Annotated in this window: 14 protein-coding genes and 1 pseudogene; 6 read left to right on the forward strand and 9 right to left on the reverse strand. The window is 68.9% G+C overall.

Annotation, left to right across the window (positions count from 1 at the left end):
• Positions 1-293 precede the first annotated feature (293 nt).
• Complete coding sequence (locus tag BMG523DRAFT_RS02035; RefSeq protein WP_011435246.1) at positions 294-1,445, forward strand: uroporphyrinogen-III synthase; 1,152 nt, start codon at positions 294-296, stop codon at positions 1,443-1,445.
• Positions 1,446-1,499: 54 nt separating this feature from the next.
• Here the strand turns inward: BMG523DRAFT_RS02035 and BMG523DRAFT_RS02040 are convergent, their stop codons facing one another.
• Together BMG523DRAFT_RS02040 and prfB are read right to left on the reverse strand one after the other, a co-directional pair.
• Positions 1,500-2,336, reverse strand: coding sequence for a polysaccharide deacetylase family protein (locus BMG523DRAFT_RS02040; RefSeq protein ID WP_011435245.1), 837 nt, complete (start codon positions 2,334-2,336; stop codon positions 1,500-1,502).
• Between the two features lie 622 nt (positions 2,337-2,958).
• Positions 2,959-4,059: a peptide chain release factor 2 gene (gene prfB / locus BMG523DRAFT_RS02045; protein WP_011435244.1), complete on the reverse strand. Its 1,101-nt coding sequence runs from the start codon at positions 4,057-4,059 to the stop codon at positions 2,959-2,961.
• Positions 4,060-4,824: 765 nt separating this feature from the next.
• Here prfB and BMG523DRAFT_RS02050 point away from each other — a divergent pair.
• The gene (locus tag BMG523DRAFT_RS02050; protein ID WP_011435242.1) at positions 4,825-5,943 is read left to right on the forward strand and encodes a hypothetical protein; all 1,119 of its coding nucleotides are present in this window, start codon (positions 4,825-4,827) and stop codon (positions 5,941-5,943) included.
• Here BMG523DRAFT_RS02050 and BMG523DRAFT_RS02055 read toward each other — a convergent pair.
• Positions 5,885-6,292, reverse strand: coding sequence for a pilus assembly protein TadG-related protein (locus tag BMG523DRAFT_RS02055; RefSeq protein WP_049761044.1), 408 nt, complete (start codon positions 6,290-6,292; stop codon positions 5,885-5,887). The genes BMG523DRAFT_RS02050 and BMG523DRAFT_RS02055 overlap by 59 nt on opposite strands.
• 476 nt (positions 6,293-6,768) lie before the next feature.
• On the opposite strand from BMG523DRAFT_RS02055, the pseudogene BMG523DRAFT_RS27150 reads away from it, so the two are divergent.
• The 3 genes and pseudogenes from BMG523DRAFT_RS27150 to BMG523DRAFT_RS02065 all read left to right on the forward strand — a co-directional run.
• A pseudogene (locus BMG523DRAFT_RS27150) lies at positions 6,769-6,977 on the forward strand (ABC transporter permease); the annotation flags it as partial.
• A 251-nt stretch (positions 6,978-7,228) separates the two neighbouring features.
• The gene (locus BMG523DRAFT_RS02060) at positions 7,229-8,917 is read left to right on the forward strand and encodes a CocE/NonD family hydrolase (protein ID WP_043590240.1); all 1,689 of its coding nucleotides are present in this window, start codon (positions 7,229-7,231) and stop codon (positions 8,915-8,917) included.
• A 200-nt stretch (positions 8,918-9,117) separates the two neighbouring features.
• Positions 9,118-12,600, forward strand: coding sequence for an aminoglycoside phosphotransferase family protein (locus tag BMG523DRAFT_RS02065; RefSeq protein ID WP_011435238.1), 3,483 nt, complete (start codon positions 9,118-9,120; stop codon positions 12,598-12,600).
• A gap of 267 nt (positions 12,601-12,867) precedes the next feature.
• On the opposite strand, the gene BMG523DRAFT_RS02070 is transcribed toward BMG523DRAFT_RS02065, so the two are convergent.
• From BMG523DRAFT_RS02070 to BMG523DRAFT_RS02095, 6 genes are all read right to left on the reverse strand, one after another.
• A complete protein-coding gene (locus BMG523DRAFT_RS02070; RefSeq protein WP_035730816.1) occupies positions 12,868-13,311 on the reverse strand; it encodes a hypothetical protein in 444 nt (147 codons plus the stop codon).
• 176 nt (positions 13,312-13,487) lie between these two features.
• Positions 13,488-14,003: a TadE/TadG family type IV pilus assembly protein gene (locus BMG523DRAFT_RS02075; RefSeq protein WP_011435236.1), complete on the reverse strand. Its 516-nt coding sequence runs from the start codon at positions 14,001-14,003 to the stop codon at positions 13,488-13,490.
• Positions 13,993-14,220: a hypothetical protein gene (locus BMG523DRAFT_RS27155; RefSeq protein ID WP_023839919.1), complete on the reverse strand. Its 228-nt coding sequence runs from the start codon at positions 14,218-14,220 to the stop codon at positions 13,993-13,995. The genes BMG523DRAFT_RS02075 and BMG523DRAFT_RS27155 overlap by 11 nt, the downstream gene beginning before the upstream one ends.
• Before the next feature lie 84 nt (positions 14,221-14,304).
• On the reverse strand, positions 14,305-15,255 hold the full coding sequence (locus BMG523DRAFT_RS02085) for a type II secretion system F family protein (RefSeq protein WP_011435234.1): 951 nt from the start codon (positions 15,253-15,255) through the stop codon (positions 14,305-14,307).
• The gene (locus tag BMG523DRAFT_RS02090; RefSeq protein ID WP_011435233.1) at positions 15,252-16,142 is read right to left on the reverse strand and encodes a type II secretion system F family protein; all 891 of its coding nucleotides are present in this window, start codon (positions 16,140-16,142) and stop codon (positions 15,252-15,254) included. Before BMG523DRAFT_RS02090 ends, BMG523DRAFT_RS02085 begins: the two co-directional genes overlap by 4 nt.
• On the reverse strand, positions 16,142-17,449 hold the full coding sequence (locus tag BMG523DRAFT_RS02095) for a CpaF family protein (RefSeq protein WP_011435232.1): 1,308 nt from the start codon (positions 17,447-17,449) through the stop codon (positions 16,142-16,144). Before BMG523DRAFT_RS02095 ends, BMG523DRAFT_RS02090 begins: the two co-directional genes overlap by 1 nt.
• 626 nt (positions 17,450-18,075) lie before the next feature.
• On the opposite strand from BMG523DRAFT_RS02095, the gene BMG523DRAFT_RS02100 reads away from it, so the two are divergent.
• Positions 18,076-19,566, forward strand: a complete 1,491-nt coding sequence (locus tag BMG523DRAFT_RS02100) for a PAS domain-containing protein (protein WP_368671083.1) — start codon at positions 18,076-18,078, stop codon at positions 19,564-19,566.
• The last annotated feature ends 22 nt before the right edge of the window (positions 19,567-19,588 follow it).

Below are 19,588 nucleotides of genomic sequence, written 5' to 3' on the forward strand. Positions count from 1 at the left end.
ACGGGATGTGAGATGCCCGACGAACGCTCGATGCGGACGTCGTGAATACGCAACGGTGCCGGTTAACACCGGCGTTGCACACCGGCAAGCGCGTGGACATGGCCGTGTCCGATCCTGCGGTGACCGGGGGATCGGCGCGGGACCCCAGCCCAGGAGGTAGCCTTGTGACAATCCGTAGTCCCGGGCGGCCCGACGCTGGCGACCGGTCCGGCGCACCCGGGACCGCCGGAACACCCGAAACCACCAGCCCGCCCGAAACCACCAGCCCGCCCGAAACCACCAGCGCACCCGGGATGTTCCCGGCGTCGGCGACATCGAGGGAGCCGGCCGTCAGCGCCGCGCTGCCACCGCTGCTCGGCTTCACCGTCGGGGTCACGGCCGCGCGTCGCCGCGACGAGCTCGCGAACCTCCTCGAACGGCGCGGAGCCCGGGTGGTCCATGCCCCGGCCCTGCGCATAGTGCCGCTTGCCGACGACAGCCTGCTGCTCGCCGCGACCCGGGAGTGCCTCACCCGGCCGCTGGACGCGGTGATCGCCACGACGGCAATCGGCTTCCGCGGCTGGGTGGAGGCCGCCGAGGGCTGGGGGCTCGGCGAGCGGCTGCGCGACCGGCTGGACGGCGCCCGGCTGTTCACCCGCGGGCCGAAGGTCACCGGCGCCGTCCGGGCCGCGGGGCTGACCGAGTGCTGGTCGCCCCGCTCGGAATCCGGCGCCGAGCTCGTCGCCCATCTGCTCACGGAGAACCTGGCCGGGCTGCGCATCGCGGTGCAGCTACACGGCGAGCCATTGCCAGACATGGTCGAGGGACTGCGCGCGGCGGGTGCCGAGGTCGTCGAGATACCGGTGTACCGGTGGGAACCACCGGACGATCTGCGGCCGGTCCGCCGGATGGTCGAGCTCATCGTCACCGGCGGGGTCTCCGCGGTCACCTTCACCAGCGCGCCCGCCGTGGTGAGCCTGCTACGGATCGCCCGGGAGATGGGACAGTTCGACGAACTGCTGACCGCGCTGCGTGGCGAGGTACTGCCCGCGTGCGTGGGTCCGGTCTGTGCCGCCCCCCTCGAACGGCAGGGCGTGGCGACGGTGACCCCGGACCGGTTCCGGCTCGGAGCACTCGTGCGCACGCTGTCCGACGAGCTCCCGCGTCGCCGGGTGCGGACCGTCGAGGCCGCGGGGCACGTGCTGCGGGTCCAGGGCGGGGCAGTGATCGTCAACGGCGAGCCGGTGATGCTCGCACCCAGGACCGCGGCAGTCCTCGACGCGCTGACCGAGCGTCCCGGCCGGGTGCTGTCCCGAGCCGAGCTGCTGCGCCGGACGGGCACGGCCGGGCTGACCGACGAACACGCGGTCGAGATGACCGTCGCCCGGTTACGCACCGCGCTGGGACCGGCCGGCTGCGCGGTCGAGACCGTCATCAAGCGGGGCTATCGGCTCGCGGTCGTGTGAGAGAGCACGCGGTAACCGCCGGGCCCCGGACTCCAGTTTCCCGCGCCCCCGTCGTCAGGCGCCTCGGCCGAGCCGCCAGCGCGCCGCTCGATATGTCCGCCACCCCGACTGCAGTCCTCGCCGGACGCTGAGCAGGGCGTCGCGATGCCCCTGGGAAACGAGCCGAAGGATGTCGGCCGCCCCAGCGGCCCGATTGACGATCAATCGGCTGATGGCGAACCGGGACAACGTCGGTTGATGAATGCGGTATCCGACCTCACAGGCTGATTCGAACCCGGCGGCCGCGACGACATGGCGCACCGCCGCACAGTGATAACCGAAGGGGTAGCAGAAGCTGTCCGGACGCCGGCCGGTTCTCTCCTCGATCAGCCGCCGGCTGGCGGTGACGTCGTACCGCGCCAGAGCGGTCGGCACCACGTCGAGCTCCAGATGACGGTGACCGTGCGAGCCAAGCTCGATGCCCTCCCCGGCGAGCGCGGCGAGGTCGGACCAGTCCAACAGGGGGAGGTTGCGCTCGGTGTAGCCATCCAGCCAGGTGGCGCGCCGGCCGACGAAGGCGGTCGGCACATACAGGGTAGCGCTGGCCCCGATCGCCCGCAGAGCGGGCACCGCGGTGGTGACGAAGTCCTCGAAGCCGTTCTCAAAGGTAATCACCACCTGGCGGCGGGTGGGATGTGCCAGCGCGTCAGTGAGACCGGTGAGGTGGTAGCCGCTTTCGACGAGGGCCTCGAGCTGCTCGGCGAAGGCACCGGGAGGGACCTCCCAGCGTCGGAAGTCCGCACTCACCGAATCACCGACGCCGTGGTACATAAGGACGGGCAGGGGCATCGTGGGCGCACCCTCGAACACGCCGCCTGCGGCGCCGGACGCCGCAGGCGCCAGGGAGGTCACGGCGTTCCCGTACCGGCGAGACTGGCCATCTTGCCCGGATTTGCACCGTTATTTCCACACATATACATGCGTGCATTCGTGTGCAGGGACACAGACCGCACTCCCTCCGCGACAGCGGTTCGCAATTGTGAACGACCAGGTGACACGGGCGTACATCCCATCGGGTGAAGCAGTAGGCGGACCAGATCAAGACACCGAAACTAAAAAATCGAACGGTCCGCGAACTACCCGGAACTCTACACGTGTATACCCGGCATGCCAATGGCGTCAGGAGATCCGGTGGAGTCCTTCCCCGACGCCGGGCCGGGCCGAGCCGCCGGCCGGGCCTACGTCACACCGACGTTCCCACCACGGCCGGATCTTTGTCTTTTCACCGTCCGTTCCCCGAGAGGCAGGCGACATTCGGATGCCGTCCCGGAAACGGGGGATCTCCAGACCCCCGAACCCCCGGAACTCCGAACCTCCGGAACTCCGAACCTCCGGAACCGGAGCGCCGGGCGCCGGGCGCCGGGCGCTCATCGTCTCGCCGGGCCACGAGCGCCCGGACGGTGCGGCGAGGCTTGCCCGCTCAGTCCGGAACCAGACACATCCCAGGCGTCGACAAAAGCTCCGAAGAACCCTCTCACGCCTGGTTCTCAACCGACCGCCGCCACCGGATCTCCGCGTCGATGAAATCATCGAGCTCGCCGTCGAGAACACCGCTGGTGTTCGAGGTCTCGGTGTCGGTACGCAGATCCTTCACCATCTGGTACGGGTGGAGGACATAGTTACGGATCTGCGATCCGAAGGAGACGTCCTGTGGCCCGCCGGTGATGCGCTGTTTCTCCGCCGCCTCCTCGGCCCGCCGCCGCTCCAGGAGCTTCGCCTGCAACACGATCATCGCGGCGGCCTTGTTCTGGAGCTGGCTGCGCTCGTTCTGACACGTCACCACGATGCCCGTGGGCAGATGCGTGATGCGGACCGCGGAGTCGGTGGTGTTGACCCCCTGCCCACCCGGACCGGACGAACGGAAAATATCGATACGCAGATCCTTGTCGTCGATGTCGACGTGGTCGGACAGCTCGACGACCGGGGTGACCTCGACCCCGGCGAAGGAGGTCTGCCGCCGGTTCTGGTTGTCGAACGGCGAAATCCGGACGAGCCGGTGCACCCCGTGCTCACTGCGCAGCGTCCCGTACGCATAGGGCGCCTTGACCTGGAAAGTTGCCGACTTCAGACCCGCCTCCTCGGCCTCGGAGGTGTCGAAGACCTCCGTGGCGTAGCCGTGCCGCTCGGCCCACCGCAGGTACATCCGAAGCAACATCGCCGTCCAGTCGGCCGCGTCCACCCCGCCGGCCCCGGCCGAGAGCTGCACGATCGCGTCCCGCTCGTCGTACTCGCCGGACAGCAGGGTCCGAACCTCGAGACCGGCGATGTCACTGGACAGCCTGGGAAGATCGGCTGCGGCCTCGGCGAGCAGATCCTCATCGCCGAGGTCCGCGGCGGCGGCGATGTCGTCGAGACGGCGACGCAGCCCCTCCACCCTGGCGATGTCCCCGCGCGTCGACGACAACCGGCGGGTGACAGCCTGGGCCCGGTCCTGATCGGACCAGAGGTCGGGGTCCGCGGCCTGACGCTCCAGATCCTCGGCGCGACGGCGCAACCCCTCCACGTCGAGAACCGTCTCGATGCCGGTCAACGTGGCATCCAGCTGTTTGATCTCCTCGGACAGGTCGACGGCCATGCTGTTCACCTTACCGGCGGCGCCCGGGGCCACCGCCACAACGGATCTTGTCCGCCCGGACGGGAGCCGGCCGAGTTCGCATCGGCGTCGCGCCGAGCCCCGACGGCATCCCCGCGACCTCCCGACGGCATCCCGACGGCATCCCGACGACGCCTCGACCGGGAAACATCATCGTGGCGAAACATGCAATGGCTCGACGACACGAGGATGAAACATTCGCGGGATGCCACGAGCATTTCGGCCAACCGACGCCCGCACTGCGGACAATCGTTACGGCGGCCCCGGGCGGTCAGGCGGTTCAGCCGTCCGACAACAACCTCCGACAACAACCGATACCAATCCCTGAAGAGACACGTACCACATCGCCGAGTGCGCACAACTCGACGCGTCCGCGGCCCCCAAACGATACCTTCGAAGGCGGCGCTTCGCGCACGAATACGTGAACGCCGGGTTTCGTCGGGACAGTGCGGCCCCGCGACCATATGGGTGTCGGCCATGGAGAGCCCGGATGCGGAGAGCTCGGACGCATCGACCGGTGCGCGCGTGTGCACCGGTCGATGTCGCCGGGACGGGACGAAGACTCAAGGACCGACCCCTACCACGGGAAACCGACCACTACCACGGGAAGAGGAGGAAGGCCGCCGTGAATAACCGGATCCGTCGTCCGAGCGATCGGATCACGCCGTTAGCGGCGGCGACTCACCGCCCCGTCGCGTGCCAGCGGAAGGCCGCGATCATTCCCGCAGGAGCACGGAGGGTCCCATCGTGTCGGAGGTCCCGGAGGTCGCAGACCGACGCTCTGTCCTGGTTGCCACCGGCCTCGCGGCGGTGGGCTCCGTGAGTCTGCGCGGCGACGCGTCCGGCCTGCACGAAGCCTGCATGGCAGCCCTGACCGCGACGGTCAGGGCCTACGAGACGTCTGATCTGATCACTACCACGTCCGCCCTGGTCTCGCTGGAGCGCACGACACAGACCGTGCCCCGGGAGCACCGGCTGCGCGGCCGGCCGGCGCTGGAGTGGATGCGGCTGCACGCGGCGGTCACGACGGTGGCTGCTGCCACCGCCTACGACCGCGGCAAACACTCCGACGCCGCTGCGCGGGCCGACCGGGCCGCGGCGCTCGCCCGGGCGGCCGGGGACGGGCCACTCGCCGCCCGCGCCCTGGCCCTGCGCGCCCGGGTGGTCCGCCCACACAGCCCGGCGGTGTCCTTGCAGATCGCCGGGGCGGCGGCGCGGATCGCGGGGCACAGCTCCACCCGGGCCCTCATCGCCGGGAAGGTCGTCACCAGCGCCTGTGCGGCGACCGGCGACCGGGCAGGCGTCCGGGACGCCGTCGCCAGAGCCTGGCAGACGATGGAACGGCTCGACGACACCGCCCACGGCTCGCCGGGTTTCTCGCTCGACACTTACTCCCCGGCGGATCTGGCCTTGGCCTGCGCCGAGGCCCTGACCACCGTCGGCGCGGCCGACGAGGCCACGCCTCACCTGGAACGCGCCTCGACGTTGATCACCGGCAGCGGCCAGACGGGCATGGTGGTCTCGGTGCGGATGGCGCAGGCCCGGGCCGCGCTGGCCCGGGAGGTCCCGGATCGCGACGAGGCAGCCCAGCACGCCGCTCAGGCGGTGGCGCTGTCCGCCGGGCGGCCGGCCGAATGGGTGGCCCGGCTGGTCCGGGACGTGTCGGATCTGGCCGAGCGCCGCACCGGCCACGGTCTCGACGATCTCATGGACGCCACCTCGACCTGGTTGCATCAGGGGTCGGAGGAAAGCCAACGGGTGACGCGCACGCAACCGGCGCGGTTCGGCGTTCCGGCGCCGGCCGGCGTCATGGTGCAGCGGGCTGGCGGACCACCGACTGTGCCTGCGCTCCGGCACGTACCGTGACCGGACCCACCCCGAGGGAGCCGACGACCGGAAGGTCGACCACACGCGTGCCCTCCACCTCCACCGTCGTCGCGTCGACGAGGGTGGAGGTGAGGATCGTGCGGCCACTCGGATCGGCCCGGCGCTGGTACTGATCGACGGTCGTGGCGATGTCGGCGAGGGGCAGGCGCTCGAAGGCGTCGGTGGTGGTGTAGATCGCGTTCTCGTCGATGCGCTGGGCAGCGGCCAGCGCGGCGCCGTCGGCGGCCGAGGCCACCGACCGACGAGCGAGGTAGACGGCGGACACGTCGGTCACAACGACCACCAGCATCGCCGCGACCATGAGATACCCCAACGTCAGCACGAGAATGGTCCCGCCGTCCGCGCGGTTGGTCCCGTCCGGGCGGACGACTCCGTCCGGGCGGACGACTCCGTCCGGGCGGACGACTCCGTCCGGGCGGACGACTCCGTCCGGGCGGACGACTCCGTCCGGTGTTCCGGTCGACCCCGTTACTCCGGTCGACCCCGTTACTCCGGTCGACCCCGTTACTCCGGTCGACCCCGTTACTCCGGCCGACCCCGTTGCTCCGGTCGACCCCGTTGCTCCGGTCGACCCCGTTGCTCCGGCCGACCCCGTTGCTCCGGCCGACCCCGTCCCGCCGCTGGTCACAGGCACATGTTTGGTCACGGGCACGCGTTCTCCTTGCTGACGCTCCTGCCGGAAGGCCGAACAGGCGAGGCCGGAAACCCACTGCCCCAGCAACCCTATTAGCAACCCTATTGTGGAAGAATAGCAGCCCCATTGCGGGAGAATACGGTCATGCGGCACTGATCCGCCTTACTACCGGAGTCATCGACCGGTTCCGCTCGATGGACGTCAACGGCGGCGCACTGATCGTGGGACACGTCGTGGCGAGCGTGCTCGCAATCTCGTCTCGACGGCGCTGGTGTTCGGCGTGGCCTTCGCCATCGGCTTCCGCTCGCCCGCGGGCCTCGGGCGGTGGCTCGCCGCTGTGGGCGTGCTGGCGCTGTTCGTACTCTCGCTGTCCTGGCTGCAGGGCTTCGCTCGTAACCAGCAGCCGCGTGCGGGTCAAAACCATCTTGCCGTACGGCGCGCGGACAAAGTACTCACCTCACCCCTGACGATCGCGTACACCTCTAGGCTCCGAACCCGTGCACCGGGAGACTTCCGCACCACGGATCCGATATCCGGATCTCACCTCGTCACGGCCGCGGACGATCGCGCGTCCGTCGGCCAGGTTCGCCGGCAGGCTCCTTTTCCCATACCCAGAAGGGGATCATCCAAGTGACCACGGCTGCCAAGACCACGAACGTGTTCGATTTCGCGCCCAATGACAGAACACTGCTCGACGCGGAGATCGCCGCTCTCGAGAATCTCGAGAGCGGCGACTTCAAGAATCTCCCGCCGGCGACCGTGGCAAAGTTCGGGGAACTGCGGGGGGCGGGGACCTTCACGGCGACCAGGATCCCCGGAGCCGATGCCGACGTCCAACTCGACGCCGGCGTGCTGGTCCCCCTCAAGCCGGGGCCGCACCCGGTTGTCATCATGCCGGCTCCGCTGGCGCCGACGGGATGGAAGTCGTATCCGGGGATGCTCCTGAACTTCGCGCTCAAGGGATATCTGGCGGTCGCGTACAGCGAGCGTGGGATCGCCGACTCCACAGGGAAGATAGACGTCGCCGGTCCGCGGGACCGGGCGGACGGCTCGGCCGTGATCGACTGGGTACTGAACACCTATCCCGACCGCGCGGATCAGGATCGGATCGGGTTCGCGGGGTCGTCCTACGGCGCCGGCCAGAGCCTGATCATCGCGGCGCATGACGACCGGGTGCGGGCCGTGTGCGCGCAGAGCGCCTGGGCCGATCTGGGCCGATCGCTGTACGAGAACGAGACACGACACCTGCTGGCGTTCGAGGAGCTCGCCAAGCTGTTCGGCGAGGAGAACCTCTCCGCCGAAGTCAGGGAAATCTTCGACGACTTCCGGGCGAATCGGAATATCGAACGGCTGCTGGAGTTCAGCGCGGTCCGTTCACCGGTTACCTATCTGAACGAGCTCAACGCCAGGAGGGTCCCCATCTTCCTCGGCACCTACTGGCACGAGACCATCTTCTCGGTACCCGCGGTGGTGGAGTTCTTCAACGCATTGATCGGTCCCAAACGTCTCCTGGTACTGATCGGAGATCACGGCGGCGACGAGATCAAGGGATTTCTCGGCGGCATCAGTCGTCCGACAGCGACGACCTTCCGCTGGCTGGACCGCTTCGTTGCCGACGAGGAGAACGGCGTGGAGAACGACGGCGACGTGCACACCGAGTACATGCACAACCTGTTCACGATCAAGAAGCTCGCCGACTGGGACTCGTACACGCTGCCGCCGCGACGCTACTACCTGAACGCGCCGCTGCCGGGGACATCGGACGGCTCACTGACGCCTCAGCCCAACTCCGGGTGGAGCCACACCTTCCGGGCCGGCACGGACACCCCAGCACTGATAGCCCCGGCCCTGGTAAAGACCGGCGTCCTCGAAAGACTGGGGGCTCCGATCGTGTACGAGACCTCGGAGATCTCCCGCGAGGACGCCGCGGTGTGGTCGACCGAACCGCTCAACGCACCGAGTCAGATCACCGGAACCGTCTCGGCGCATCTCACGGTCACCCCGTCCGCGAAGAGCGCGACGCTCGTGGCGCACCTGTTCGACGTCGACCCGGGTACCGGTAAGGCAAAAATCATCACCAGCGCGCCCTTCACCCTGCTCAACGACCGCGAGGGAGAGACGCAAACGATCGACATCCACCTACAGCCGGCCGACTACCGCATCACGCCGGGCCACCAGATACAGCTGGTCGTGGACACCAAGGACAGGTTCTTCGGCGACGCCACCGTCACCAACAGCAAAATCGAGATCTCGTCCACCGACGGCTCCTCGTCCTACCTGAACATCCCGCTCGACGAGATTCCGCTCGAGAACGACTAGCCGACCGGATCCCACGGCGCACGCCTACCCGGGTGCGGAACCGTGGTCGCGGTCCCGCACCCGGGCTCGCCCCCCGGGTGCGGGTCGGAAGGATCGGATCGCGCCGCAGCACGATGTGCTGGTCCATCGTGCGTCGTCAAGCTCGACTATGATTGCATCGTCCTCGACGGTATCGCGGTCTGTGATGGTCGGAGGTTTACATGGCGCCTGCGCCACGGTTTCATCGGGTCGCCGCACTGCAGCGGCGTTTCGTGGACCGCGAACCGGTGCTGGCGGCTTTCGCCGAAGAGCTGACCCATCTAGGTGACGGTCCACGGGTCTTCAACGCCATCGGCGTGGGCGGTATAGGTAAGTCACGACTACTGCGCGAGTTGAAGGACCGGGCGGCAACCCGGTATCGAACGGCATCACTCGATCTGCAGGTGCACTCGTTGCGCCAGCAGGAAGACGCGCTGGCGGTGCTACGCAACGAACTGGGGTCGCAAGGGGTACACTTCGATCGCTTCGACATCGCCTACGCAGTGCTGTGGCAGCGGCTACACCCACATCTGCGGTTGAACCGTTCGGAACTGGCATTCGTCGACGAGAGTTCCATTCTCGCGGATATCGCCGACACGATGACCGGAATTCCGATTTTCGGTACGGCCCGCGGCCTTATCAAGCTGTTGGAGCGTGGCGGCTGCGACATACGCCGCCGCCTGCGGGTGCGGCGCGATCCCACCCTGGCGACACTCGACGACCTGCCGAACAGTGAGCTCGCCGACGCCGTCACGTTTCTGTTCGCTGAAGACCTTCGGGCTGCCAGCCAGGACAGACAGTATGTGATCATCCTTGACAGCCACGAGGCACTGGTGCCGAGCCCGGTACGCACCGGACGGGCGCAACTCGCGGATGCCTGGCTACGTGATCTCGTGGCACAGCTCGACCGCGGCCTGGTGGTCATCGCCAGCCGGGAACCGTTGCGGTGGGAACTGACGGATCCCGACTGGGACGGCCTCATCGAGATATGCGACATCGGCGGCCTGCCCATGGAAGCCCGGCTGGAACTCCTCGACACCGGTGGGATCACCGATCCGTTCCAGCGCCAGACAATTGCGGACGCCAGCGCAGGTCTCCCATTCTATCTGAACCTGGCGGTGGACACGCACCTGCAGACCGGTGGGCGGGTCAGCGGTGCCCTCGTGTCCCAGCAGGAGATCTTGGCGCGCTTTCTTCAGCATGTCGCCCCGGAAGAGATTCGATCACTGGAGGTCCTGAGCCCGGCGCGAATCTTCGACTATGATATTTTTCGGATGCTGACGGCCACGTTCCATCTCCCGGGACATCGCATCGCCTGGGAATCCCTCACCGCATATTCATTCGTATACCCGGCGAACACCGCGCTGCGGTTTCATCAGCTCATGGCCGCAGCCCTGCGGGAACGGCTTTCTCCGGGCACTACCACCGACATCCACGCCCTGCTACAGGGACTGTGGGAGAACCGGGCCGACCAGGCGACCGGCCAGGACAGCGGCGCTCATGCCGCCCGCGCCCTGCGGGAGGCCGCGTATCACGCCCTGCGGGGTCGGCAGATCAGCGGCGAGAGCATCCTCGGCTATGCCGACCACGCGGTTCGCCGTGGGGGACACAGCGCAGCCCAAGGCATCACCGAGGACCTGCGCGCCCGGCTCAACGACCAACCCGACCACGACAACCTGCCCGAAGCGCTGCGGTGCCTGCAGGCTGAGGCGGCGATTCGCCTCGGCGACGCGGCCACGGTCACGGCGCTGGTTCCCGAACCGGTCACCGCTCTGGCCATCGACACAATGGTCGGCGCGCGGCTCGCCGTGGCCGCCGGACATGGTCGACGCATCGCCGGTGAGACCCGGGCCGCGCTCGACGCCTACACCCAGGTCTGGGACCACGCCACGGGGGCATCCCGGCTGACCGCGGGCCTGTGGGCCGCCGACCTTCACATGGCCCAGGGCCGGTTCCGAGACGCGGAAGCACTCGCCACCGACCTGAGTGCGTCCGCTCCGGGGCAGGACACCGAGTTTCACGGAGACGTGGCCCGGATGCGTCACCTCGCCCACCGGTTCGCGTTCGAGTTCGACGCCGCCGCCCGCTATCTCGACGAGGCCGCCGCCCACTACGCCGCAGCCGATAGCGTTCTCGGGTTGGCCAACATCCAGACCAACCGGGCCGAACTCCTCGCCTATACCCACCCTGCCGAGGCCATCGTCGAGGCAGGCCAGGCGATCGAGATCCAACGCGAGATCGGCGCCCATCACGAGCTCGGCAAGGCGTATACCGCTCTCGCCATCGGGCAGCTCCGATGCGGTCAGCTCGACGAGGCCGAGACCTCCCTACGGTCCGCGTGCGCCGCCCTCGATGGGGTCGGGTATCGCTCCGGTCGAGCCCGCGCCGAGTTCTACCGCGCCCTGGTCCATGCTCGCCGGGGTCAGCTCGACGAAGCGGTTTCCTCGCTCCAGTGGAGCGTCCGCGAGCTGGAAGCAGCCGACGTCTACCCGACAATCATCCTCTGCTCGGCGCACGCACTGTCCATCCTCGGCATCGATGACGGGCAGGTGACCGCCGCCGCGAGCCGGGCACGGGCAGGAATCCAGCCGTTCGGCACGCTTACCGATCTTGACGCCCGCGTCGAGGACTTCGTCGCCGACCTGCTCAACGGGCACACGTGGCGGCCCGACGAACTGTACCGGCAGGCGGTCGGGCGCCCCGATGCCGCGTCGGGTTTCTACAATCACAACATCCGGATGGACACGCCGGCCGGAGACGTGATTGTTCGTATCCCGATTCCGGGCAGCGACATCATGGACCTGATGATCTGGCCGGAAGGGGACGTGCTGCGCGCCATCCGCGGGACCGTGACCCACGCGCCCCGTCTGCTCTACGCCCGCATGCAGCCCCGCTATCAGATCGTGGAATTCCTTCCCGGTCAGCTCCTCGACAACACCGCACCACGCGGCACCCGTGTCCCCGACCACGTCATCGGCGACGTCGTGGAACTCTTCGGGCAGCTCGGCCTCGTCCCGCGCGAACGCCTGCCGCAATCGCCGCCAGGCTGGCCGGCGGACGGGCGGACCGCCGACTTCGCCCGCCGCCTGTCCGCTGTCACCGCAGGCGTGCATTCCCGGTTCCTTCCCGACTTCGGCGATCTGTACGCCGAGTTCGGCATCCCCATCGACGCGCTCACCGAGATCAACAGTCGATGGACGACGCTGCACCCGCGGCCTTTCCGCCTTCTCCATACCGACATCCACCGCAAGAACATCATCATCTCGGATGGCCAAGCCTACTTCCTCGACTGGGAACTCGCCCTGTGGGGCGATCCGGTCTATGATCTTGCGGTCCACCTGCACAAGATGAGCTACCAGCCCGACGAGTCAGCCGCACTCGTCCATGGGTGGACCTCCGTTGTCAACGGTCCGGCCACCGAGGGATGGCAGTCAGACCTCGACACCTACCTCTCCCACGAACGGGTGAAGTCCGCCATCGTCGACACCGTCCGCTACACAAAAATCATCACCGAAGGAAACCTCAGCCGCGATGACACACATGCATTCATCGACAAGCTCGTCAGGAAACTCGCCGCCGCGCACGCCGTACTCAGCAACCGAGTTACCATCGACCACGAGGCCGCCGCAGCCCTCATACAGCAGTGGGCCGGCAGACGCCGATAGCCAGCCCAGCAAGAACGGCCAGGTGTCCGCGCGGATCGACATCAGTGGAGTCCACGGACGTGGTGTACATCGCGTGGCGGCCGAGTTTTGGGGAGCCAGTCACGCTTCAGGGACCGCAGACCGGACTCTGCTCCCCCAAATTCGCCGACCTGGCGCGCCGAGCCGAGTTGCTCCCCGAGCCGGACAAGTCCTTCGCCGCCAAAAAGTCCACCGGACCCCGTAAAACCTTGCGATCCCGCGTAACCCCGTGAACGTACGAAACCCCTGCTAGGGCTGGGTTTCCCGCCTGTCGGCGCGGAACTGATCAATCACTACGGTGAACTGGCCGTTAACCGTGACATCGGTAATGCCGGAGAACAAGGCGCCGGTTCCCGGCAGCGCCACGACCGTACGGACACAGACGACGAACGACGCGCCCGGCTCCAGGGTTGCCGCGCCGTCTCCGGGATCCCCCGCACCACAGTCGGCGCCCTCGGGAGCGAACCGGACCTGTGGCGCGCCGGGGACGCCCTGGTCGGCGAGGGCGAGCTGCGCGGCGAGCCGCGCCCGGTCCATGCCCTGCGTCTCACTGTCCGCGGTGGCGAACGCCCGCCCGGCCTCCCGGGCGGCCTGGGTCACCCCGAACGCCGCGCGCTGCACCGCGAAGACGCACAGGAACAGGTAGACGAACGGGATGAGCAGCACGACGGACAATCCAACGAATTCGATCATCGCCGAACCGTCGTCGGCCCTGGTCGCCCGGCCTTCCTGTCCGGGCCCGACAACGCGGCCTATGCGACCGACGCGGCGCACGAAAGCCACACAACCTGTCCTGATCATCATGATCGCCCGCGGCAGGGAGTGCAGGATCGCCCGCGCGACCCGATCTCCCGCCACGCCACCCCTCGTCACGGCAGTTCCTTGAGCGCATGGCCCTTCACCGTGATCGTGATGCCGTCGCCCAGTGGGACCAGGACGAGCGGCACGGCAACCCGGCAGGTGACCTCCGCGAGCGGCGTGCCACCCGGCCCATCGACCTGCGCCCCGGTGCAGACGGCGTCGGACCGTCCCGGGATGGTCCGCGCGATGAGGGCCTGGGCGTAGGGACCGCCCTCGCTCGCCGGTACGCCGAGGTTGGCCGCGTGCCTGGCTCCCTCCGCGGCGTCCGCCGCGAGCGTGTTGCGGATGTGCAGCACCAGGCCGACCTGGATGATCCCCAGGATCAGGAAGAGCAACAACGTCCCCACCAGGATGAACTCGACGACGGCCGATCCGCCGTCAGCCGCGTCAGCCGCGTCCGAGGCGTCCGAGGCGTCCGAGGCGTCCTCGACGCCGTCCTCGACCGCGTCCGGTCGGTGCCCGGTTCCCCTGGGGCCGCCGTCGATCCCGTCCGGCCCCGCGGCGGCCGCGAGCTCAGCCGCCACCGCCGATACCCGACACCGAGTTGATGGCCGAGGTGAACAGGTTCTGCAGGGCGGGCGTCGCCAGGGTGGCGATCGCGACCACCAGCGCCGCCGTCATGACGGTTATCATGACCCAGCCGGGGACGTCCCCCCGGTCGCGATCATGGCGGCTGCCCGATGCGACGGCTGACCGCCAGGCCCGCCATCTCGCTTTCACGGCCTGCCCTGTTCGTCCCATGTCTCCTCCTTCAGGCTGGCTGATCCGACCTCGCCGGACGGACGCGTCCACCCCGCGGGCGGCCACCTGCGCGCCCCCGGACACTCACTGCGCGATCACGGTGAAACTCACCAGGGCCGGGTAGAAGGCAAAAATCACGGTCGTCGGCAGGACGAGGAACACGACCGGGATCATCATCGCGATCTCCTTGCGGCCACCGGCCTCCAGCAGCTGCCGCTTGCCCGCCTCACGCGCGTCGACGGCCTGCGCGCGCAGGATGTCCGCCAGCGGCGTCCCCCGTTCGATCGCGACCGCCATCCCGTCGACGAACCGCACTAGGGGCGCCAACGCCGTACGCGCCGCGATGCCCTCCAACGCCTGCACGAGGGTGGCCCCGGCGCGGGCGTCGGCCAGCGCAAGCCGCAGCTCGCGCCCAAGCTCGCCGTGGGTCAACCGGCTGACCCGCTCCAGCGCCCCGATGGCCGACTCCCCCGCGGTCACCGCGAGCGCCAGCAGCTCCGCGATCGTCGGGAACTCCAGCAGCATCCGGTCCTCGCGTTCGGAGATCGCCCGCGACAGCCAGTAGTCCCGGGCCACCACCCCACCGGCCGTGCCAGCGACGATCAAGGCGACACTGACCAGGGCCGGCGGGCCGACGCCGAGCAGCGCGCGCAGCGCCAGCAGGAAGGCGCCGATCAGCGCCCCGCTGGCCGCGCAGATGACCTGCTGGACGCGGAACTCCTCGATGCTGGTCCGTCCGCCGGCCTGGGTCAGCCGGCGTTGCAGGGCGGCCCGGCCCCCCAGGAAACGGTCGAGTCGACCGGCGGCGTCCGCGAGTAACGGGCGCGCGAGCGCCTCGACCGCGGCGAGGCCCGGCCGCGGCACCCCCCGCGGCCGGTCGTCGAGCAGCCTCGAGGGTGTGGGGGTGTCCCGCAGGTAGGGATCGATTCGGTCAGCGAGGTGGATGCGCCGGGCCCGGGGGGAGCGGTAAACGATGATGACCAGGCCCAGCCCGACGAGGAACCCGATCAGCGCACCGCTGGCGACCGTGGTCACAATCCCGCCCCCCGGCCGGCTGCCGCTCCCCCGCGCAGCACCCGGCCCTCCTCCGGCAACCGGCCGATCCGCTTCATGAGCAGGTAGGCGAGGGCCGACACGGCGCCGCCCACCACGAGCACCAGGACCCCGGTCGGGCTGTCGTAGGCCCGCACGTTCTGCCCCCGGGTGGCCAGCAGGAGCAGCACGATCCAGGGGGCGGCGAGCGCGAGTCGGGCGGCGTTCACCGTCCAACTCTGCCGCGTCTCAAGCTCGGCGCGGGTGCGGGCGTCCTCCCGCAGGAAGGTGGACAGCGTGCGCAACAGCCGGCCGAGGTCGGTCCCGCCGACCTCCCGGGCCATCCGCAGCGACTCGATGATGCGGTCGGCCACCGGATCGGCGAGCTCGTCGGCGAGGCGGTCCAGGCAGGCCGAGAACGACCCGGTGGCGCTGTAGTCCTCGCCGAACCGGGTGAAGGCCGGTCGCAGCTGCACCGGCCCCCGCACCCCCACCGCGGCCAGGCCCTCGGGCAGCGACATCCCGGCCCGCACCGCGCTGGACAGGTTGTCGACGACGTCCGGCCACAGCTCCCGCAGATCATGCCTGCGGGCATGCCGCCGACGGACCACGAGAGCTCGGGGCAGCAGACTCGCAAACACGACGAAGGCGCCGGCCAGCGACACGGTCTCGGTGAATGCCAGGACGACCAGGCCGACCAACAGGCCCAGACCCAGGCTAATCATGACGAACTGGCGCGGGGTCACGCCGCGGATGCCCGCCTGGGCGAGCAGGTCGCTCGTCGACCGTTCCCAGCGCGCCGTCGCCGACCAGGCCGGGAACCGCGGCCGGCCGCTGGTGACGATAAGGAACAGACCCAGACCGAACAGCAGGCCGAGGAAGATGCCCATCAGCGCTCCGCGGCGATCTCGGGCCAGCCCCCGCCGGGCCGATGATGATGGTAATCATGGTCGCTCTGGGCCAGCAGGGCGGGCAGGTCGTAGCCGGCGCGGGCGAACCGTTCGGGATGTGGCGGGAAGCCGTCGGCGCGGACCAGTCCGTCCGCGCGCGAGCGGTAGATCTGGGCAATCTCGATGACATCCCCCTCCGTCCGGCCGGGCAGCGCGACGACCTCGGTGACGCGGCGCCGGCCCGAGACGTCCTTCTCCAGATGGACGACGAGGTCCACGCTGGCGGCGACGGTGGGCACCACGAAGGCATGGCTGACGTTCTCGCCGGCGAGCAGGGGCAGGGTGCACAGCTTCGTCACGGCCTCGCGAGCCGAGTTCGCGTGCAGGCTGCACATACCGGGCAGCCCGGAGTTGAGCGCGATCAGCAGGTCGAGCGCCTCCTCTTGGCGAACCTCGCCGACCAGGAGCCGGTCCGGGCGCATCCGCAGGGCCTCCTTGACCAGCCGGCGCAGCCGGATTTCCCCGCTGCCCTCCAGGTTGGCCTGCCGGGTCTGCATCGCCACCCAGTCGGCGGCCCGCAGCTTCAGCTCGAACACCTCCTCGCAGCTGATCACCCGTTCCCGGGCCGGGATGGCCGAGCCGAGACAGTTGAGCATGGTCGTCTTGCCGGCCTGGGTGCCGCCCGCAACGATGATGTTGAGGCCGGCGACGACCGCGGCGTCCAGAAAGGCGGCCGCTGCCAGCGTGATCGTCCCAAGACCGACCAGTTCGTCCAGGCTCGACGCGGACAGCACAAACTTACGGATGTTGATCGACCAGTGCACCCGGGTGACATCGGGGATGACCACGTGCAGCCGGGAACCATCCGGAAGCATGGCGTCGACGAACGGGGTCGAGAGGTCCACCCGCCGGCCCGAGGACTTCAGCATCCGCTCGACGAGGTCCTGGACCTGATCGGCGGTCAGAATGGTCGTCGTCAGCTCGCTGCGACCGGCCCGGGCGACGAATACCCGGCCCGGCTCGTTGATCCAGACCTCCTCCACAGTCGGGTCGTCGAGGTGGCGTTGCAGCGGCCCGAACCCGGCAACCGCGTCATAGACCAGCCGGGCGGTGACGTCCCGGTCGACGACCGGGGGAAGGTCGCTGACGAGAGCCCGTTCCTCATAGTCGGCGAGCACCTCGTGAACGAGCTGACGCACCTGCGCCGGGTCCCGCACGGGATCGAGAGAACGCCGCCGGACAAGCTCTCTGACCTCGTCCTCCACGAACGATGTCGCGTCCAGCCAACTGCCGCGTGCCACCGCCACGAAAACCGCTGCTCCTCCGACTTTCGTCTCTTCCCGCCCCAACAATTGCCACGAAGCGTAGAAAGAAGGTCACTGGTAAGCAACCCCCGACGTCGGGGGCAGACGCAACAACGTTCGCACAACCCCCACCGAGGGTGTGGAGCGGGTAGGACTCAGGTAGGCCACAGCCCGTACAGGGTCCCACCTTGACCACCAAGACTGCTACTCTCCGCAGTCAAAAAGCGGCCGCGGACCGGACATTCATCCTCGCTCTGCGCGCATATCGACTGCACCGACGGTGCACCAACCGCCCCGGAAACGCCCGCGCGATTTCTCCCTCGAAACGACGCCGAGGCGATAGCCTTTCGGCGGTCCCTAACCCGAACATCCCTGTAGTCGATATCGCATCGCTGGGTCGACAGGCGGAACCCCCCCACCCCGCCGGTCTCATCCAGCGTCCCACCAACGCCTGCCTCGGGGGTCCCTTCCGTGTCCGGTCAGCCAACAACCAGCGCGGTCGTCAGCCGCTCGCGAGAACCTCATTCGGCCACCAGGGCGGCGTTGCCCCCGACGCATCCCCGGCACGATCCCCCGGGGGGGAAAGGGGCATCACGATGAGTGGCGCCCGGGATCCCCGATCGTCAGACATGTTCGACACGACCGCTTGGAAAATGTTCTGGCGGATTGTCGAAAACTGCCCGGTCGCGGTATTCGCCACCGATACGGCAGGCCGGTATCTCTTTGTGAACCGGCTGTGGTCCGAGTTGACCGGCGTTACCCGCGACGAGGCGGTCGGACGGGGATGGCAACGCATTGTCCATCCCGGCGACGTAGCGAACGTCGGCAGCCGATGGCGGCACCTCGTCACGCACGGCGACGGGTTTTCGATCCAGGTCCGGTTGATCCGACCGGGCGAACCACCCTGCGACGCGGTCATGCAGACGGTGGTGACCTCGGCAGGGGACGGTAGACGACGGATCGTCGGCACCCTCACCGTGCCGTCGGCCAGTGCGTTCGAGAACGCCGCCGGGCCGGTGACGGGTGTGCCGATGAAGGGTGTGCCAGTGTCCTCGCCGCGGGTCCAGGGGCGTCGCTCCCCGATCGGCCCATCGTCCGCGGACCAGCCCGATACCGACGACGTCGCTGTCCGGGAACGAGCCGAACCCGACGTCGCCTCCCGCGAACCGGCGCCTCACGAAGCGGCCGATCTCGAACACCTTGACGACGAGCAGGCCGAACTCGACCGCCTTCACCGTCGCGAGGCGGCTTTCGAACTCGCAGCTCTCGATCCCGACCTCCTCGACGGACACCTGCTCGGTCATGATCTCCTCGGCCTCCAGGCCCTCGCCGCCGATGGGGTGCCCGCGGGCGATCTCGACAGGTTCGGCGTGTTCGACGGACCGGACCCGTTCGACGGACCGGACCCCTGTGATCTGCCGGACCAGTCCGATCGGGGCGATCGGGGCTGGGAATGGTCTGTTCCGCTTCCCCGCCGGCCGGTTCCCGGCGAACCGACGCCAGGCCGGGCGACATCCCGTGAATCCACCGAGGATCGGCCCACGGTCGGGTTTCCCCGCGGGACGCTCCCGCCTGGAGCGGAGTGGCGCGCGGCCGTGGCCCTGCATCGCAGCGAGAACGACGACCTGCGTCCCTTCGGACGCGCCAGGGGCTCGAACCACACCTGTGGCTGCCTGTTCTCCGAGGCCCGACGGATCGAGGAGGCATGCCGGGACCGGGAACGCTGGCTGACGACCCTGCTCGCCGAACTGACGACCGCCGTGCTCATCGCCGACCGGGACGGGCGTGTGGTGGCGGTGAACCAGGTGTACTGCGATCTGTTCGATCTGGCGGACCTGCCCGTCGACCTGGTCGGAACGGACTGCCGGCTGCAGCTGCGTCCCCGGCCCGGACTGGTGGACGATCCATCCGGATTCGCGACGCGCCTGGACATCCTGCTCCGCCGACGGCGGACGCTACGCCGGGAGACGGTGATGTTCGCCGACGGACGGGTGTTCGAGCGTAGCCACATCCCGCTGACCGCGGCCGACGGCTACCGCGGCCATGTCTGGCTCTACTGCGACGTCACCGACCGCCGGATCCTGGAGGCTGAGATCGAGGGACTCATCTCCGGACTGTGACCGAGCGGGGTGGAGGGCGGTC

This window comes from Frankia sp. BMG5.23, from assembly GCF_000685765.2.
Taxonomy (GTDB): domain Bacteria; phylum Actinomycetota; class Actinomycetes; order Frankiales; family Frankiaceae; genus Frankia; species Frankia casuarinae.

Excerpts from the sequence above, each read along its gene's own strand:
- BMG523DRAFT_RS02035 (WP_011435246.1), top strand. The coding sequence starts at position 294 with ATGTTCCCGGCGTCGGCGACATCGAGGGAGCCGGCCGTCAGCGCCGCG.
- prfB (WP_011435244.1), bottom strand. The coding sequence starts at position 4,059 with ATGGCCGTCGACCTGTCCGAGGAGATCAAACAGCTGGATGCCACGTTG.
- BMG523DRAFT_RS02065 (WP_011435238.1), top strand. The coding sequence starts at position 9,118 with ATGGCGCCTGCGCCACGGTTTCATCGGGTCGCCGCACTGCAGCGGCGT.
- BMG523DRAFT_RS02070 (WP_035730816.1), bottom strand. The coding sequence starts at position 13,311 with ATGATCGAATTCGTTGGATTGTCCGTCGTGCTGCTCATCCCGTTCGTC.
- BMG523DRAFT_RS27155 (WP_023839919.1), bottom strand. The coding sequence starts at position 14,220 with ATGGGACGAACAGGGCAGGCCGTGAAAGCGAGATGGCGGGCCTGGCGG.
- BMG523DRAFT_RS02090 (WP_011435233.1), bottom strand. The coding sequence starts at position 16,142 with ATGGGCATCTTCCTCGGCCTGCTGTTCGGTCTGGGTCTGTTCCTTATC.
- BMG523DRAFT_RS02100 (WP_368671083.1), top strand. The coding sequence starts at position 18,076 with ATGTTCGACACGACCGCTTGGAAAATGTTCTGGCGGATTGTCGAAAAC.